The organism is Streptomyces sp. NPDC054770 (genome assembly GCF_053611985.1).
In genome coordinates this window covers 1-17,162 of record NZ_JBSHBL010000102.1, presented here as the reverse complement: position 1 = coordinate 17,162, position 17,162 = coordinate 1, and the positions used below count along the sequence as shown (strand labels likewise).

Sequence of the window (17,162 nt, the reverse complement as noted above, 5' to 3'; positions counted from 1 at the left end):
ATTGAAATCTGTCAGCTGTCATGTCAGGGTGGAGGCATGACGACGCACACCCGCTCCCTCGGATCCACCGGCCCCCAGGTCTCCGCCCTCGGCCTCGGCTGCATGGGCATGTCCGCGCTGTACGGCGAGGCCGACCGCGGCGAGTCGATCGCCACCATCCACGCCGCCCTCGACGCCGGCGTGACCCTGCTCGACACCGGCGACTTCTACGCCATGGGCCACAACGAGATGCTGATCGGCGAGGCCCTGCGCGCCGCACCCGCAGCGCTCCGCGAAAAGGCGCTGACCAGCGTCAAGTTCGGTGCCCTGCGCGACCCGGACGGTGGCTGGAACGCCTACGACGGCCGTCCGGCGGCCGTGAAGAACTTCGCCGCCTACTCCCTGCAGCGTCTCGGCGTCGACCACATCGACGTCTACCGGATCGCCCGTGTCGACCCGGACGTGCCGATCGAGGAGACGGTCGGCGCCATCGCCGAACTGGTCGAGAAGGGGCACGTCCGGCACATCGGCCTCAGCGAGGCGAGCGCGGCCGACATCCGGCGGGCCGCCGCCACCGCGCCCATCTCCGACCTGCAGATCGAGTACGCGATCATCACCCGCGACATCGAGCGGGAGATCCTGCCGACCACCCGTGAGCTCGGCATCGGCATCACCGCGTACGGCGTGCTCTCCCGGGGCCTGATCTCCGGCCACTTCACCCGCGACCGGCAGCTCGGCGCGGGCGACTTCCGGGCCTTCTCGCCGCGCTTCCAGGGCGACAACCTCCAGCACAACCTCGACCTCGTCGAGGCGCTGCGCAAGATCGCCGACGAGAAGGGCGTGACCGTCGCGCAGATCGCCATCGCCTGGGTGATCTCCCGGGGCTCGCAGCACAACTACGACATCGTGCCGCTCGTCGGCGCCCGCACCCGTGAGCGGCTCGCCGAGTCGCTGGGCGCGCTGGACGTCACCCTGGACGCGGCCGACCTGGCGGCGATCGAGGAGGCCGTACCGGCGGACGCGGCGGCGGGCACCCGCTACCCGGCCGCGCAGATGAGCCATCTCGGCACCGAGCACTGACCGCGGCGCCAGGTACCGTCTAGGCCATGGCAGCGACGTCCCCGACCCCGGCCCTGACCGCCGAGCGCATCCTCGAGGTGACCGAGGAGGTGCTGCGCCGGCACGGCCCGGCCAAGGCGACCGTGGTGGACGTGGCCCGCGCGCTCGGCGTCAGCCACGGCAGTGTCTACCGGCACTTCCGGACCAAGGCGGCGCTGCGGGAAGCGGTGACGAAGAGGTGGCTGGACCGCACCTCGGAGCAGCTGTCCGGGATCGCGGCCGGGGACCGGGACCCGGAGGCCCGGCTGCGCGACTGGCTGCGGGCGCTGTTCGACGCGAAGCGGCGCAAGGCGGGCGCCGACCCGGAGCTGTTCGCCACCTACATGGTGCTGGCCGACGAGAACGGCCCGGCGGTCACCGAGCACATCGCCGACCTGACCGGCCAGCTGACCGGGATCATCCGGGACGGGGCCGGGACGGGTGTCTTCACCGTGCCCGACCCCGCCGCCGCGGCCCGGACCGTGTTCCAGGCCACCGGCCGCTTCCACGACCCGGGCTATGCCCGCGAGTGGGTGCGGCCGGAGGCCGAGGCGGACTTCGGGTCGCTGGTGGAGCTGCTGCTGCGGGGCCTCGGCTCACGTTGACGGTCAGGTCACGTTGACCGTCACGGCCGGGGAGTAGACCTTCTTGCCGACCGCCGCGACCCGCAGGTGCTCGTTGCCCACGGTGTTGAGCTTGGCGGTCAGCGAGTAGGAGCTGCCGTTCTTGGTCTTCGTGGTCGCCTTGAGCGGGATCCACTTGCCGGCCTTCTGGTGCTGGAGCACCAGCGGCCAGCCGACCTTCAGACCGGAGGTGCGGCCGGTGAAGGTCACCGAACCGCCGGCCTTGACCGACGTGGCGCTCGCCTTGATCGAGATCGAGCCCATGGCGGACGCGGACGGGGACGGGCTCGGCTTCGGCTTGGCCTCGGTGGCGAGGGCCCCGGCGGAACCGGCCGACAGCAGGGCCACGGAGAGCGCACCGGCGGCGAGGGCGCGGCAGATCTGGCGCTGGGTGGTGTGCATGGACGTACTCCTGTCGAGTGACGGGGGGACTCGTCAAGGGTTGGCCGGGTCACGCCCGGCGGCGACCCGAGCGGTCCCGGGAGCAGCTGGGCGCCGCCCCTCGCCCCGGTAAAGTCCGCAGGTGGCGACGGGCGCCCTGACCTCGCGCTTCCCTCCCGGAAGCTCACCCGAACGGCGTAACGCGCGAGCTAGCCGGTGACCCGCCAGAAGTCCCGCATCAGCGGGGTCGGCGTGGGGCCCGTCATGGCCGTCTGGGTCATGAGGACCGTGACCGTACCGGTGGCCGGGACGATGTGCGCGGTGGTGCCGGTGCCGCCGACCCAGCCGTAGCGGCCGGGCACCGACCAGGGGTCCGCCGGGGTGACGTCGACCTGGCCGCCGTACCCCCAGCCCTGGCCCTCCAGGAAGAGGCGGGCGCTCTCGCGCTGGGCCGCCGTCAGGTGGTTGGTGGTCATGCGGCTGACCGAGGTCGCGGAGAGCAGCCGGCGGCCGTCCGGGGCGACGCCGGCGTTCAGCAGCAGCCGGCCGAACGCCAGCCAGTCGTCGGCCGTGCAGACGAGGCCGCCGCCGCCCGAGGGGAAGCGCGGCAGGCTGCCGTAGACGCCGTCCGGGGTGTCCGTCAGGCGCAGGGTGCCGTCTGCGGCGGGGGCGTAGGAGGAGGTGAAGCGGTGCCGTTTCGACGCCGGTACCTCGAACGCCGTGTCCCGCATGCCCAGCGGCTCGAAGATCCGCTCCGCCAGGAAGTCGGGGAGGGCGCGGCCCGACACCCGGGTGACCAGGATGCCCTGGAGGGCGGACGCGGTGCCGTACAGCCAGGCCTCGCCCGGCTGGTGCAGCATCGGCACCCGGGCGAGCAGGCCCAGCCAGGTGTCCGGGTCCGGCCAGTCCTGCAGGGGGATGCTGTGGTCCTGCACCGTGAGCAGGGCCTGCGCGGCGGGCAGGGAGAAGTCGTCGGGCAGGCCCCAGCCGGCGCGGAAGCTGAGCAGGTCCTCGACGGTGACCGGGCGGTCCGCCGGCACCACGTCGTCGACGGGGCCCGCGGGCGTCCGGACCACCATCGGCGCCGCCAGCTCCGGGAGCCACTTCGCCACCGGGTCTCCGAGCCCGATCCGGCCCTCCTCCACCAGCATCAGCACCGCGGCGGCGGTGATCGGCTTGGTGATCGACGCGATGCGGAAGATCGCGTCCCGGGCCATCGGGGCGGACCCCTCGACGTCGGTGTGCCCGACGGCCACCGCCTCGACGTCGTCGCCGCGGGCGACGAGCCCCACGGCCCCCGGGACGGTGCCGGCCTCGACATGGCGGCTCAGGGCGGCGTGCAGCGGGGACATGGTCATCGGTCGTCCTTCCGGTCGGCGCGGTCTCGGACGGTACGACTCCCGCGCCGCCGGAAAGTCATCGCGAGGGTTCGGCGCCCGCGGGGTCCACGGTGGCCTGGTGGGCCTCGGCCAGGTGCTCCTCCGCCTTCAGCCAGGGCAGGAACTGGGCGCCCTTGCGCCAGCCGCAGGTGTCGCATGCGATCGTGCGCTGCACACCCGTGCGCTGGACCCGGACCACGTGTTCCCGGCCGTGCCGGTCCCAGCGGCTGACCTTGCTCTCGTCGATCTGCGACATGACGCCTCCGGAGTCCGTGCCCCATCTGTGCTGTCCGGTACGTGTCGACGGCGGGCCGACGGCAAGGAGTGTGCAGCAAGACCAACATCAACGGGGATTTCTTCACCGGGTTTTGGCGAGGACGCCCCCGGAGTTCACACGGCGGACAGGGCCCCTTGCGTACCTCCCCTCATCAACCGCCGGATCTTGCGCCGGACTTGGTGTACCGGTGGAAACCCTGGACAGGGCATTGACCCTGGCTCAAGATGAGAGCGACCTTGTGTGAAGCGGCCACCGGCACGGAGAGGCGATGCTGCCGGATCCTCAACGTTTCCTGGCCGTTGCCGGCCGCCGGATCGCCCGCGCCGAGGGCGCGGACCAGGCCGTCCGTGAGCTGTACCGTGTGACGGTCCCGGACCTGGCGGACGGGATGTTCGTCTACCTCGGCGACCGCCCACCGGGCCGGTCCGAGCCGGAGCGCCTGGAGTGGGACGGGGCGCCCGCCGAACTCGGCGGCACCATGGGCGGAACGCCCCCGCGGTCGAGACCGGTGGCGCCCGACGGCGCGCTCGCCGCACTGCTGCGGTGCGGCAGGGCACGCGGCCGGGGCCCGGACGGCGTGGACGAGGCCCTCGAAGAACTCCTCGGGACGGCGATCCGGCTCCCGCAGGGCAACCGGGTCCTGCTCGCCCCGCTGCGCGCCCCCGACGCCGTCGTGGGTGTGGCGGTGCTCCTGCGGCGCCCGGACCGAGAGGACTTCGTGGAGGACGACATCGCCCTGGCCGACGCGCTGTCGGCGCAGACCGCGCTCGGCGTACGCGAGGACACCCTCGGGTCCGGACCGCCCGCCGCGCCGAAGGCCCCGGACGAGGACCGCCTGCGCTACGTCGGCGCGGCCACCCGGCGGATCGCCCGCGGCTTCGACACCGACGAGATCGTGCTCGGCCTGTGCCGGGCCGCCGTACCGACGTACTCCGACGCGGCCCTCGTCTACCTGCGCGACCCGCTGCCGGTCGGCGACGAACGCCCCACCGGCCCCGCCGTGCTGCGGCTGCGCCGCACCGACCGGATGAAGGGTCCCGGCGCCGAGGGACTGGTCTGGCCGGCGGAGACGGTGGACGACGAACAGGACGACCTGGACGCCTCCGACTGGAGCGAGGTGGTGCCCGGCGGCGCCCTGGCCGAGGTGCTGCGCGGGGTCCGGCCGGTGTTCGCCGACACCCCGCCGACCCGTGCCGCGCTGGGCGAACTCGTCGGCGCGGACAGCGCGCTGAACGACTGGGTCGGCTCGCACGCGATCCTCGCCCCGCTGCGCGGCCGCCGCCGGGTCACCGGCGCCGTCGTCTTCCTGCGCCGGCCCGAGCGCCCGGCGTTCGAGCCCGCCGACCTCCTGGTCGCCGCCCAGCTCGCCACCCACACCGCGCTCGGCGTCGACAAGGCCGTCCTGTACAGCAGGGAGGCCTTCATCGCCGACCGGCTGCAGCGCGCCATGCTGCCGCATTCGCTGCCCCGGCCCACCGGCGTCCGGCTCGCGGTGCGCTACCTCCCCGCCGCCGAGACCGCGCGGGTCGGCGGCGACTGGTACGACGCCATTCCGCTGCCCGGCAGCCGGGTGGCGCTGGTCGTCGGCGACGTCATGGGGCACTCCATGACCTCGGCCGCCGTCATGGGCCAGCTGCGCACCACCGCGCTGACCCTGGCCGGGCTCGACCTGCCCCCGCAGGAGGTGCTGCACCACCTCGACGAACAGGCCCAGCGGCTCGGCACCGACCGCATGGCCACCTGCCTGTACATCGTCTACGACCCCGTCTCGCACCGGATGACCGTCGCCAACGCCGGCCACCCGCCGCCCATCCTGCTCTACCCGGGCGGCAAGACGGAGGTCCTCGCGGTGCCGCCGGGCGCCCCGATCGGAGTCGGCGGCATCGACTTCGAGGCGGTGGAGCTGGACGCCCCCACCGGGGCCACCCTGCTCCTCTACACCGACGGCCTGGTCGAGTCCCGGCTGCGCGACGTGTGGACCGGCATCGAGCAGCTGCGCGAGAAGCTCGCCGCCACCGCCCAGCTGACCGGGCCCGACCGGCCGCCGCCGCTCGAGGCGCTGTGCGACGAGGTGCTCGACATGCTCGGGCCGGGCGACCGGGACGACGACATCGCGCTGCTCGCCGCCCGCTTCGACGGCATCGCGCCGAGCGACGTGGCGTACTGGACCCTGGAGCCGGAGGTCGGCGCGCCCGGCCGGGCCCGCCGGCTCACCCGGGAGGCGCTGGCCGGCTGGGGCTTGGAGGACCTCACCGACACCGCCGAGCTGCTGGTCAGCGAGATCGTCACCAACGCCGTACGGCACGCCTCCCGTCCGATCAGCCTGCGGCTGCTGCGCACGGACGTGCTGCGCTGCGAGGTCGGCGACGACGTGCCGCAGCTGCCGAGGGTGCGTCAGGCCAAGGCCACCGACGAACATGGCCGCGGGCTCTATCTGGTGCACCGGTTGGCGCGGAGGTGGGGCACGACCCGGTTGGGTACCGGCAAGATCGTGTGGTTCGAACTGGGTGGCAGCGGCGGCTGAGTGCGCCGCTGGGGGTGCCGCGATATGCCGTCCGGCGGGTGCGGCGCCGTTGTGGCTGGTCGCGCAGTTCCCCGCGCCCCTACGGGGCGCTGGTCAGTTCACGGTGCGGGGCAGGCGCAGGCTGAGGAGGCCGGTCAGCACCACCAGGCCCAGCTGCACCAGCAGGGTGACGACCAGGGCGTCCCGTACGCCCTGGTGCGGGACCAGGGAGAGGAACAGGGTGCCCAGGGTGGCCACGCCGAGGGCGAGGGCGGACTGCTGGGTGGTGACCATCACGCCACCGCCCACCCCGGCCCGGGCGGGCGGCACCTCCGACATCACCAGCCGCAGCACGTTGGGCAGTTGCAGGGCCTGACCGGCACCGGCGATCGCGACCCCGGGCAGCAGCCCGACGAGGTCCAGGTGCGGCCAGTCCCGCCGGGCGGCGAGCACGATGAGGACGATGCCGACCGCCTGGACCAGGGACCCGGCGGTCACCACCCGGCTGCCGTACCGGGCGATCAGCCGCGGACCGGCGAGCGAGACGAACAGGAAGGCGACCGCCATCGGCGCGAGCGCCAGCCCCGCGGCGACCGGACCCAGGTGCTCGCCGCTCTGCAGGGCCACGGCGATCACGAACATGAACCCGCTGAACCCGATCGAGAACGGCAGCATCAGCGCCAGCCCCCGCCGCAGCGAGGCGAGTTCGAACAGGCTCGGCGGGACCAGCGGCGTACGGCCCGCCCGGTCGGCGCGGCGCTCCACGGCGTAGAAGGCGACGGCCACGCCCGGGAACGCGGCCAGCGACAGCCAGGTCCACAGCGGCCAGCCCGCCGCCCGGCCCTCGGTGAGCGGGGCGAGCAGGACGAGCAGGGAGGCGGCGAGCAGCACGGTGCCCGGCCCGTCGACCGGCTCGGGCTGCTGCGACTTCGTCTCCGGCACGAACCGCGCGCCGAGCACCAGCCCGACGACCACGACCGGCACGTTGACGAGGAACACGGAGCGCCAGCCGGTGCCCCAGATGTCGGCGGCGACCAGAACTCCGCCGAGTATCTGCCCGGCCACCATGGAGAGGCCGGCGGTGGCGCCGTACAGGCTCATGGCCCTCGCGCGGCGGCCGCCGCGGGTGGCGGCCTGGATGGTGGCGAGGACCTGCGGGAGCATCGCGGCGGACGCGGCGCCCTGGGCGACCCGGGCCGCCACCAGCGACCAGGCGTTCGGCGCGAGTCCGCAGGCCAGCGAGGTCAGCCCGAACGCGGCCATGCCGCCGAGGAAGAGCCGGCGGCGCCCGAACAGGTCGCCGAGCCGGCCGCCGAGCACCAGCAGCACGGCGTAGGCGACGCCGTACCCGGCGACGACGAGTTCCAGCACCGCCTCGCCCGCGTGCAGATCGGCGTCGATGGTGGGCAGGGCGACGTTGACGATGAAGAAGTCGACGAGGGGAAGGGCGGCGGCCAGCAGGACGGTGAACAGTCCGGGGCCGCCGAGCGCGGGTGGCGCGGACGGGGACCGTACGGGCGCGGTGGTGACGGTTTCGGTCATGCACCCGAGCCTGCGGCCTCCCTGAGACTGGTACCAGAGTCTCCTTGTCCTGGTAGTAGAAGTACCTGGCAACAGGATCGGCGGCGCGGCAGGCTGGACACATGACGACGACGGCACAGGAGACGACGACGGCCCGGCAGCCGGGGGTCCCCGGCCCGGGCCGGCCCGCGGACATCCGGCGGCACGAGCTGGCCGCGTTCCTGCGCAGCCGCCGGGAGCGGATCACCCCGGAGGAGGTGGGCCTGCCGCGCGGCACCCGGCGCCGCACGCCCGGCCTTCGCCGCGAGGAGGTCGCGCAGCTCTCCGCGGTCGGAGTCACCTGGTACACCTGGCTCGAACAGGCCCGGGACATCCAGGTCTCCGTCCAGGTCCTGGACGCCCTCGCGCGCACCCTGCGGCTCGACGGAACCGAGCGCGCCCACCTCTTCCAGCTGGCCGAAGCCGTCGACCCGACCCCGGCCGCGAGCTGCACGGGCGTCACGCCGGGCCTGCACGAGGTGCTCCGCGCCCTGGAACCCCTCCCGGCGTCCGTCCAGAACAGCCGCTACGACATCCTCGCCTACAACCGCACCTACGGCCGCCTGTTGTGCGACCTCGACGCGGTCCCGCCCGAGGACCGCAACTGCATGATCCTCGTCTACACCCACCCCGAGTGGTGCCGCTCCATCGTGCACCTGGAGGAGACCCGCCGCCTGATGGCCGCGAAGCTCCGCGCGTCCATGGCCGGCCATCTCGCCGAGCCGGCCTGGAAGATGCTGGTCAAGCGGCTGGCGGCGGAGTCCGCGGAGTTCCGCGAGAACTGGGAGCGCTACGAGGTGGTGGACCTGCGCGCCAGGACCAAGCAGTTCCTCAACCCGTACGTCGGCTTCCTCACCCTGGAACACACGGACCTGTTCCTGAACCCGGGGTCCGGGGCGCGGATGGTCACCTACGCCCCGGCGGACGAGGACTCGCGGGAGCGCCTGCAGCAGCTGTACGACCTGACGCGGGCGCTGCCGTCGAACTCCTGACCGGGACAAGACAATTAGTTCGCACAACTGAGTACGCGTACTCAGGACCGGGGCGCGGTCCTGCCCCGACGATGCAGTAGGGGAGAGGGAACTCGACGACCGGCCACGGGGGAGACGACGATGGAAACCGGCCCGGCCCGCACCGTTGTCCGACTGATGCTCACCAACCGGCTCTCGGTGGCCTACCTCGTCCTGGTCGCCGTCGTCATCACCAAGGCCGCCGTCGACTCCGCGCACGCGGACGAGCACGGTTCCGACTACGCCTGGCTCTGGCCGCCCCTGGTGACCTTCCCGGTGTTCCCGCTGCTCTCGGCGCTCGGCCGGACGGCCTGGCGCACGGACACCCCGAACTGGTTCTTCGTCGGCACGGTCGTCGTCTCGGCGCTGCTCCAGTCCCTGGTCCTGGGCGCCCTGCGGCAGGCCGTCCTCGCCCGGCACCGCCGCTCGGTCCACTCCTGCTGACCGCTGCTCGCTGCCCGCCGGTCGTGGTGGGGCGGGTGTCAGGCCCCGGCCGCCCCGCCGAGCAGGTCACGGACGGCCGTGAGCGCGGCGCGTACGGTCGTCGGGTCGGCGCCGGGGCGGGCGAGGGCGCTCATCGGGATGGGGGTGACGGCGGGCAGGCCGTCGTACCGGCTCAGGCCGTCCGGGGCCGGGCCCACCGCGGCGATCAGGGCGACGCCCTGCCCGGTGCGGGCGATGTCGAGGACGCCCGCGAGATAGCCGGCGTCGCCGACGACCGTGGCCGGCACGCCCTGTGCGGCGAGGGTGGCGATGGCCCGGCGGCGGATCGCGCACGGCTCCTCGATGGCGACCAGCGGCACCGGGGAGGGCGCGTCGGGCCGCCGCCAGCCCGGGGTCGCGTGCCAGGAGAGCGGAAGACCGCCGACCGGCGTGCCCTCGGTGGCGGCGGCCTCGGTGACGTACACCGCCACGTCCACGCTGCCCCGCTCGACCGCCTCCACCAGGCGTGCGGAGCGGTCGATGCGGTAGCGGACCCGGCAGCCGGGCCGCACCTCCTGGACGGCGGCGGTGAGCCGGGGCAGGAACTGGTCCGCCGCGTGCTCGGTGGAGCCGATGGTGACGGTGTCGCCGTCCGCGTCCAGCAGCACCCGCAGGGCCTCGTCGTGGACGGCGAGAATACGCCGGGCCTGTTCGAGGAGCAGGCGCCCCTCGGGCGTGAACCGGGTGCCGCGGCCCTCGCGTTCGACCACCGGGTGCCCCAGCGCCTTCTCGAGTTTGCGCACGTGCTGGCTCACCGCCGACTGGCTGAGGGCGAGCGCACGGGCGGCCCGGTGGAAGCCGCCGCAGTCGGCCACCGCGGTCAGGCTGCGCAGGGCCACGATGTCGAGGACGGGTCGGGACATAGCCGTGACGGTAGCCGTTTCCCCGACCGATCGCGATCCCTGATCGGTTTCGATGCGGAATCATCGTTGGACGCGTTCGGTCACCGCCGCTCATGATGGAGGCATGTTCGCGACCGCCACGGCTGCCCTTCTGACGCAGCGCCGAGTCATCGACTTCGGCGTGGCGTGCAGCGCCCGCTGTCGCTGATCCCTCCGCGCACACCCGCGCCCTTCCGCCGCCCCTGCCGGATTCGCCCCGTGGCTGACACGTGCCGGTGACGGCCGCGCCCTCCCCTTTTTCTTCCTTCTTCCCCTGCTCCGGAACGGGAGTTGCCCCCTCATGCCCTTCTCCTGGGACGAACCCGAAGGCCTCGCCGCGCGCGGCACGCTGATCGTGCTGGCCGGCCGCGGCGAACACGGCGGTGTGTACGAGCGGTTCGGCCGCCGGCTGGCCTTCGACGCCTACCGCGTCCGCGCCCTCGGCGACCCGGCCGCCGACCCGACGGTCCTCGACGAGGCCGCCAAACTCCTCGCCGACGAGTCGCTGCCCGGTCCCAAGGTGCTGGTCGGCTCGGACACCGGCGCCCGGTACGCCGTACAGCTGGCCGCCGAACCGGTCCCCGGCATCGACGCCCTGATCCTGGCCGGGCTGCCCACCGGCCCCTGGACCGCGGGAAGCTGGGAGACCGAGATCCAGGCGCGCACCGCCTGCCCCACCCACCAGGCCCGGCTGACCGGCGACCCCGCCTTCCGGCGCGGGGCCCTGGACGCCCTGCCCGAGCTGCCGGAACTCCGCCTGGACCGGGTACGGGTGCCGGTGCTGGCCCTGCACGGCAAGGACGACACGGTCAGCCCTCTGGCTGCGGCCCGCGCGGCCTACGCAGGTTCCCCGGCGCACCTGGTGGAGTTCACCGCCGGCCGCCACGACGTCCTCAACGACGCCCTGCACCGCACGGCCGCCGCCACCGTCGTGCTGTTCCTGGAACGGCTGCGCCTGTCGCCCGAGCTCCCCCTGATCGCGGAGGGCCTCGCATGAGCCGCCCGGTCCTGACCACCGTCACCGAACTGCGCGACCTGCTCGACTCCGACCGGCCGCCCGCCGTCCTCGACGTCCGCTGGGCGCTGGGCGACCCGCACGGCCGCGACCACTACGCCGACGGGCACATCCCGGGCGCGGTCTACGTCGACCTCGACACCGAACTGGCCGCGCCGCCCTCGCCGCGGGACGGCCGCCATCCGCTGCCCGGCCTCGACACCCTCCAGACGGCGGTACGGCGCTGGGGCGTGCGGAAGGGCCGGCCCGTCGTGGTCCACGACGACCTGGGCAACACGGCCGCCGCACGCGCCTGGTGGCTGCTGCGGTACGCGGGCCTCACCGACGTCACGCTCCTCGACGGGGCCCTGGGTGCCTGGCGGGCGGCCGGACTGCCGCTGGAGACCGGGATCCCGGCCGCCCCGGCACCCGGAGACGTCGTCCTGCGGGCGGGCGCGCTGCCGGTCACGGACGCCGACGGCGCCGCCGAACTCGCCGCCGGCGGACTGCTGCTGGACGCGCGGGCCGGCGAGCGGTACCGGGGCGAGGCGGAGCCGGTGGACCCGCGCGCCGGGCACATCCCGGGCGCGGTGTCCGCGCCGACCGGCGAGAACCTCGCGGCCGACGGCACCTTCCTGCCGGCCGACGCGCTGCGCGAACGGTTCGGGAAGGCCGGCGCGGGCGCGGGCACGCGGATCGGCGTCTACTGCGGCTCCGGGGTGACCGCCGCCCACCAGATCGCGGCCCTGGAGATCGCCGGGTTCGAGACGGCGGTCCTGTTCCCCGGCTCCTGGTCCGCGTGGTCGGCCGACCCGACCCGCCCGGCCGCGACGGGACCCCTGCCGTCCGGATCGTCCGCTGCTGCGAGGGGTTCCTCATGACCACCGAATCGCTGAAGGCCGCCGTCCCCGCGCAGCAGGCCGCGCCCACGGCCGGGCGCGTCACGATCCGCGGCACCGTCCGGCAGGGCCGCCGGCCCACCGTGCCGCGTTCCGTGCGCCGCGCCGCCGGACCCGTCGGCCTGGTCCTGCTCTGGTTCCTCGCCTCCGCCACCGGCATCCTCCCGGAGTCCGTACTCGCCTCCCCGGTGGACGTGGTCAAACAGGCCGTCGACCTCACCAAGGACGGCGAACTGCCCCGAGCCATCGCCGCGTCGGGCCGCCGCGCCGCCATCGGCTTCCTCATCGGCGCCACCGTCGCCCTCGTCCTCTCCCTCCTCGCCGGCCTGTTCCGGCTCGGCGAGGACGTCATCGACTCCTCGATGGGCATGTTCCGGGCGATCCCCTGGGTGGGTCTGATCCCGCTGTTCATCGTCTGGTTCGGCATCGAGGAGACCCCGAAGATCGCCCTGGTCGCGCTCGGCGTCACCTACCCCCTGTACTTCAACATCTACGGCGGCATCCGCTCCACCGACGCCCAACTCGTCGAGGCCGCCCGCATGATGGGCCTCGGCCGGCTCGGCCTCATCACGTACGTCATCCTGCCGAGCGCGCTGCCCGGTGCCCTGGTGGGACTCCGGTACGCCCTGTCGACCGCCTGGCTGGCCCTGGTCTTCGCCGAGCAGATCAACGCCGACGCGGGCCTCGGCTACCTGATGAGCAACGCCCAGCAGTACTTCCGCACCGACGTCATCGTGCTCTGCCTGGTCGTCTACGCCCTGCTCGGCCTGGCCTGCGACTTCGCCGTACGGATCCTGTCCCGCCGCCTGCTGACCTGGCGGGCCAACTTCGAGGGCGAGGCGTGAGCGTCATGGCCAACAGCGTGGAGATCCGCGGGCTTTCCCGCGCCTTCGACGGCAACACCGTCCTGCACGACCTCGATCTCGACCTGCGCGAGGGCGAGTTCGTGGCCCTGCTCGGGCACAGCGGCTGCGGCAAGTCGACACTGCTGCGGATCCTCGCCGGACTCGACGACGAGATCGGCGGCGAGGTGACCGTGCCGGTGCGCCGCAGTGCCGCGTTCCAGTCGCCCCGGCTGCTGCCCTGGCTGAAGGTGTGGCGCAACGTCGTCCTCGGCCTGCCCGGCCGCCCCGACCGGGAGCTCGCCGCGAAGGCCCTGGACGAGGTGGGCATCGCCGACCGCGCCGGGGTGTGGCCGAAGACCCTCTCCGGCGGCCAGGCACAACGCGTCTCGCTGGCCCGCGCCCTGGTCCGGGAGCCCGAACTGCTTCTCCTGGACGAGCCGTTCGGCGCCCTCGACGCCCTCACCCGCGGCAGGGTCCAGCAGCTCGTCGCCGAACTCTGGCAGTCGCACGGCTGCGCGGTCCTCCTGGTCACCCACGACGTGGAGGAGGCGCTGCTGCTCGCCGACCGGGTGCTGGTGATGGACGGCGGCCGGATCGCCCACGAACTCACCGTCGACCTGCCCCGTCCCCGCGACCTGACCACCCCTGACTTCGTCTCCCTGCGCGCCCGGCTGCTCGGCTGGCTCGGCGTCACCCGCACCCTGGAAGGAACCCCCTCGTGACAAGCGGAACCCGCAGAATCGCCGCCACCGCCGCGCTGAGCGCCTTCGCCCTGCTGGCGCTGACCGCCTGCGGCGCGGACTCCTCCGCGGACGCCTCCTCGAAGCAGGTCACCCTCACCATCGGCGACCAGGCCAAGACCCTCCAGACGATCGTCGCCGCCTCCGACGCCCTCAAGGGCGCCAAGTACAAGGTGAAGTGGGCCGAGTTCGAGGGCGCCGCCCCGCTCTACCAGGCCGTGCAGGCGGGCGCCGCCGACACCGGCTACTCCGCCGACCTGCCCGCCCTCCAGGCGCTCAGCGGCGGGGTGAAGCTGAAGAACGTCGCCGCCCTCAAGAACGACGGCACGCACGTCGGCATCGTCGTCCGCAAGGACTCCGGCATCGACAGCGTCAAGGATCTCAAGGGCCAGAAGGTCGTCGTCTCCTCGGCCAAGGGCAGCGTCTCGGAGTACCTGCTGGCCAACGTGCTGAAGCAGAACGGCCTCAGCTACAAGGACGTCCAGGTGCAGTACCTGCTGCCGACCGACGCGCAGGCCGCCTTCGCCTCCGGGAAGGTCAAGATCTGGGCGACCTTCGGCGTCTACCAGGCCGTCGGCCTGGAGCAGGGCGGCCGGCTGCTCGTCGACGGCGCGGACGGCCGGGTCAGCGGCTACGGCTTCGTCAACGCCTCCGACAAGGCCCTCGCCGACGCCTCGAAGAAGGCCGCCCTGTCCGACTTCCTCAAGCGCCTCGGTACGGCCCTGAAGTGGACCAGCACCCACCAGGACGCGTACGCCAAGGCCATCGAGCAGCGCAACGGCGCCGACGCGGCCGTCGCCAGGACCCTCGCGTCGGCCGCGTACAGCCAGGTGCTGCCGGTCTCCGCGGACGTGAACAGGACCGTCCAGGGCGTCGCCGACCTCATGAACGGGATCGGCGTGCTCGACCCGAACGTCGACGTGGCGAAGTCCGCCGACACGTCACTTCTCAAGTAACCCACGGGAGCCCTCATGCCTGTCGAGTTCATCAGCGCCGTCCACACCGACGCCGGAGCCTCCGGGCCGGCCGCCTCAAGCCGTACCGGCCTCGACGTCGCGCACCTGCGCAGGTACGCCCGCGCCCTGGACGACGGCGGCTTCGACCACACCCTGGTCGCCTACCACTCGGCCTCCCCGGACGCCTTCCAGGTCGCCCAGTTCGTCGCCACCCACACCGAACGCGTCCGCCCGATCCTCGCCCACCGCCCCGGCGTGGTCTTCCCGACCCACGCAGCCCGCGCCCTGGCCACCCTGGACCAGATCAGCGACGGCCGCCTCACCCTCCACATCATCTCCGGCGGCAACGACGAGGAGCAGCGCCGCGAGGGCGACTACCTCGACAAGGCGGAACGCTACGAGCGCTCGGACGAATACATCCAGATCCTGCGGAAGGTCTGGCAGGCCGACGGCCCGGTCTCGCACGAGGGCAAGTACTTCACGTTCCAGGGCTACTACTCGGACGTGAAGCCGGTGCACGGCCTGGTGCCGATCTCCGTCGGCGGCTCCTCCCAGGACGCCTACCGGGTCGGCGGGCAGCAGGGCGACATCTTCGGTCTGTGGGGCGAGCCGCTGAAGGAGACGGCGGAGCAGATCGCCGCCGTCAACGCCGTCGCCGACGCGGCCGGCCGCCCGCACCCGCGGATCTGGGTCTCCTTCCGCCCGATCATCGCGCCCACCGAGGAACTCGCCTGGGAGAAGGCGCACCGCACCCTGGGCGTCCTCGAGGACCAGGCCCGCAACACGGAACTGCTCCGCCACTACCGCACCGCCGGGCGTCCGGCGAACGTCGGCTCCCAGCGGCTGCTCGACATCGCGGAGCGCGGCGAGGTCCACGACCGCTGCCTGTGGACCGCCCCCGCCGTCGCCACCAACGCGGCCGGCGCCTCCACCGCCCTCGTCGGCACCCCCGAGACCGTCGCCCAGGCCCTCCTCGACTACGTCGACATCGGCTGCGACCTGCTGTCGATCCGCGGCTACGACCCGCTCAACGACGCCATCGACTACGCCCGGCACGTGCTGCCCCTGGTCCGCCAGGAACTGGCCCACCGCGCCGCCACCGTCCCCGCCGCCTGACACCCCCCGTCGACTCTGCGAGTACCCCATGGAGACCCCGTGTTGCTGCCCCGCGCCCTGCGCGCGCCCGCCGCCCTGCTCACCGCCCTCCTGCTGCCCTTCGCCGCGGCCTGCGGCGGCAGTGCCAAGGCCGACTCCGAGAACGAGGTCACCCTGCGCGTCGGCGCCACCGGCTGGAAGGTCGAGGAGGCGGTCCTCAAGTTCGCCCATCTCGACGACACCCCCTACAAGGTGAAGTGGAGCGTGTTCCAGGGCGGCGACCAGCAGCTCCAGGCCGTCCGCGCGAACGCCCTCGACCTCGCCTCCTCCAGCGAGATCCCGCCCGTCTTCTCGGCCGCCGACGGCAGACCGAACTTCAAGGTCGTCGCCGTCCAGCGGGGCTCGACCCTCAACCAGGAGGTCGTCGTCCCCAAAGGCTCGAAGGTGACCGACATCGCCGCTCTGAAAGGCAAGAAGGTCGGCTACGTCAAGAACACCACCGCCCACTACTTCCTCTACGAACTCCTGAAGCGAGCGGGCCTGACCTGGTCCGACATCGACGCCAAGCCGCTCCTCCCCAACGACGGCCTGGCCGCCCTCAACGGCGGCTCCATCGACGCCTTCGCCTCCTACGGCACCTCGGTCATCACCGCCCACCAGCAGGGCGCCACGACCGTCGGCTCCGGCGCGGACATCCTCTCCGGCAACTTCCTCTGGTCGGCCCGCGACAGCGTCCTGGAGAGCCCCGCCGAGAAGGCCGCGGCCGCGGACCTGATCGCCCGCATCACCAAGGCGTACGCGTACGTCCGCGACGGCCGCGAAGCCGGTTTCGCGAAGGTCGTCGCCCAGAACACCCACCAGCCCGTCGCCCAGGCCCAGCAGGACCTGACCGCCCAGCAGGAACAGCGCCCCACGCAGGCCCGCGCGGTCGACGGCACGGCGATCGCCTCCGAGCAGAAAGTGGCCGACGCCTTCACCGAACTCGGCGCCCTGCCCGCCCACCTGGACGTGAAGTCGTTCTGGACCACGGCCCTGAACGCCGACCTGAAGAAGGCCCTGTGACCGCAGAGACGGTGGACCGCATAGCCGAACTCGCCGTCGGCTACGACCGGTCCGCGGAGTTCCCCGCCCAGTCCCTCCGACTGGTCCACGAGGCGGGCTGGCTGACCGCGACGATCGGCCGGCAGTACGACGGTCCGGGCGCCGGCGTCGCCGAGACGGCCCGCATCCTGCACACCATCGGCCGGGGCGACCCGTCCGTGGCCCTCATCACGGCGATGACCCTGGCCACCCACGCCCGCCAGGCGGCCCGCCCGCACTGGCCGGAGGCGCTGTACGCGCGCGTGCTGAAGGAGTCCGGACAGCGCCCGGTTCTCGTCAACCACGCGCGCGTGGAGCCCGAACTGGGCTCCCCGGCCCGGGGCGGCCTGCCGGCCACCCGCGCCCACCGCACCCCGGA

General features: G+C 73.3%; 18 protein-coding genes. 13 read left to right on the top strand and 5 right to left on the bottom strand.

All coding sequences use genetic code 11. The annotated features are described in order from the left end of the window. The first annotated feature begins 36 nt into the window (after positions 1-36). A complete protein-coding gene (locus tag ACWGKQ_RS46250; RefSeq protein ID WP_453298102.1) occupies positions 37-1,059 on the top strand; it encodes an aldo/keto reductase in 1,023 nt (340 codons plus the stop codon). 26 nt (positions 1,060-1,085) lie between these two features. After that, positions 1,086-1,682 carry a TetR family transcriptional regulator gene (locus ACWGKQ_RS46245; RefSeq protein ID WP_453298101.1) on the top strand — a complete coding sequence of 199 codons (597 nt, stop codon included), beginning with the start codon at positions 1,086-1,088 and terminating at the stop codon, positions 1,680-1,682. A gap of 3 nt (positions 1,683-1,685) precedes the next feature. Here the strand turns inward: ACWGKQ_RS46245 and ACWGKQ_RS46240 are convergent, their stop codons facing one another. From ACWGKQ_RS46240 to ACWGKQ_RS46230, 3 genes are all read right to left on the bottom strand, one after another. Then, positions 1,686-2,102 carry a hypothetical protein gene (locus ACWGKQ_RS46240; protein WP_453298100.1) on the bottom strand — a complete coding sequence of 139 codons (417 nt, stop codon included), beginning with the start codon at positions 2,100-2,102 and terminating at the stop codon, positions 1,686-1,688. 188 nt (positions 2,103-2,290) lie between these two features. Further along, on the bottom strand, positions 2,291-3,433 hold the full coding sequence (locus tag ACWGKQ_RS46235; protein WP_453298118.1) for a serine hydrolase domain-containing protein: 1,143 nt from the start codon (positions 3,431-3,433) through the stop codon (positions 2,291-2,293). Between the two features lie 64 nt (positions 3,434-3,497). Beyond that, complete coding sequence (locus ACWGKQ_RS46230) at positions 3,498-3,716, bottom strand: hypothetical protein (RefSeq protein WP_453298099.1); 219 nt, start codon at positions 3,714-3,716, stop codon at positions 3,498-3,500. 289 nt (positions 3,717-4,005) lie between these two features. Between ACWGKQ_RS46230 and ACWGKQ_RS46225 the strand changes: the two genes are divergently transcribed. Beyond that, positions 4,006-6,261: a SpoIIE family protein phosphatase gene (locus ACWGKQ_RS46225; protein WP_453298098.1), complete on the top strand. Its 2,256-nt coding sequence runs from the start codon at positions 4,006-4,008 to the stop codon at positions 6,259-6,261. A 93-nt stretch (positions 6,262-6,354) separates the two neighbouring features. Here the strand turns inward: ACWGKQ_RS46225 and ACWGKQ_RS46220 are convergent, their stop codons facing one another. After that, positions 6,355-7,782 carry an MFS transporter gene (locus tag ACWGKQ_RS46220; RefSeq protein WP_453298097.1) on the bottom strand — a complete coding sequence of 476 codons (1,428 nt, stop codon included), beginning with the start codon at positions 7,780-7,782 and terminating at the stop codon, positions 6,355-6,357. A gap of 101 nt (positions 7,783-7,883) precedes the next feature. On the opposite strand from ACWGKQ_RS46220, the gene ACWGKQ_RS46215 reads away from it, so the two are divergent. Together ACWGKQ_RS46215 and ACWGKQ_RS46210 are read left to right on the top strand one after the other, a co-directional pair. After that, positions 7,884-8,792: a helix-turn-helix transcriptional regulator gene (locus ACWGKQ_RS46215; RefSeq protein WP_453298096.1), complete on the top strand. Its 909-nt coding sequence runs from the start codon at positions 7,884-7,886 to the stop codon at positions 8,790-8,792. Positions 8,793-8,912: 120 nt separating this feature from the next. Beyond that, complete coding sequence (locus tag ACWGKQ_RS46210) at positions 8,913-9,254, top strand: SCO4225 family membrane protein (protein ID WP_453298095.1); 342 nt, start codon at positions 8,913-8,915, stop codon at positions 9,252-9,254. A 38-nt stretch (positions 9,255-9,292) separates the two neighbouring features. Here the strand turns inward: ACWGKQ_RS46210 and ACWGKQ_RS46205 are convergent, their stop codons facing one another. Then, positions 9,293-10,156 carry a LysR family transcriptional regulator gene (locus ACWGKQ_RS46205; protein ID WP_453298094.1) on the bottom strand — a complete coding sequence of 288 codons (864 nt, stop codon included), beginning with the start codon at positions 10,154-10,156 and terminating at the stop codon, positions 9,293-9,295. Positions 10,157-10,475: 319 nt separating this feature from the next. Here ACWGKQ_RS46205 and ACWGKQ_RS46200 point away from each other — a divergent pair, with 319 nt between their 5' ends. The 8 genes from ACWGKQ_RS46200 to ACWGKQ_RS46165 all read left to right on the top strand — a co-directional run. Then, a complete protein-coding gene (locus tag ACWGKQ_RS46200) occupies positions 10,476-11,171 on the top strand; it encodes an alpha/beta hydrolase (RefSeq protein WP_453298093.1) in 696 nt (231 codons plus the stop codon). Then, a complete protein-coding gene (locus ACWGKQ_RS46195; RefSeq protein WP_453298092.1) occupies positions 11,168-12,049 on the top strand; it encodes a sulfurtransferase in 882 nt (293 codons plus the stop codon). The genes ACWGKQ_RS46200 and ACWGKQ_RS46195 overlap by 4 nt, the downstream gene beginning before the upstream one ends. Then, positions 12,046-12,912, top strand: a complete 867-nt coding sequence (locus tag ACWGKQ_RS46190; RefSeq protein WP_453298091.1) for an ABC transporter permease — start codon at positions 12,046-12,048, stop codon at positions 12,910-12,912. The genes ACWGKQ_RS46195 and ACWGKQ_RS46190 overlap by 4 nt, the downstream gene beginning before the upstream one ends. A gap of 5 nt (positions 12,913-12,917) precedes the next feature. Beyond that, entirely contained in the window at positions 12,918-13,634 is a 717-nt protein-coding gene (locus ACWGKQ_RS46185) for an ABC transporter ATP-binding protein (protein WP_453298090.1), read from the top strand. Next, positions 13,631-14,608, top strand: coding sequence for an ABC transporter substrate-binding protein (locus ACWGKQ_RS46180; RefSeq protein WP_453298089.1), 978 nt, complete (start codon positions 13,631-13,633; stop codon positions 14,606-14,608). The genes ACWGKQ_RS46185 and ACWGKQ_RS46180 overlap by 4 nt, the downstream gene beginning before the upstream one ends. A gap of 15 nt (positions 14,609-14,623) precedes the next feature. Further along, positions 14,624-15,724 (top strand): LLM class flavin-dependent oxidoreductase, encoded by a 1,101-nt coding sequence (locus ACWGKQ_RS46175; protein WP_453298088.1) that lies wholly within the window; start codon positions 14,624-14,626, stop codon positions 15,722-15,724. A 39-nt stretch (positions 15,725-15,763) separates the two neighbouring features. Further along, a complete protein-coding gene (locus ACWGKQ_RS46170) occupies positions 15,764-16,765 on the top strand; it encodes an ABC transporter substrate-binding protein (protein WP_453298087.1) in 1,002 nt (333 codons plus the stop codon). Next, positions 16,762-17,162 (top strand): acyl-CoA dehydrogenase family protein (locus ACWGKQ_RS46165; protein WP_453298086.1); only part of this gene is annotated, 401 nt, incomplete at its 3' end. The genes ACWGKQ_RS46170 and ACWGKQ_RS46165, both read left to right, overlap by 4 nt.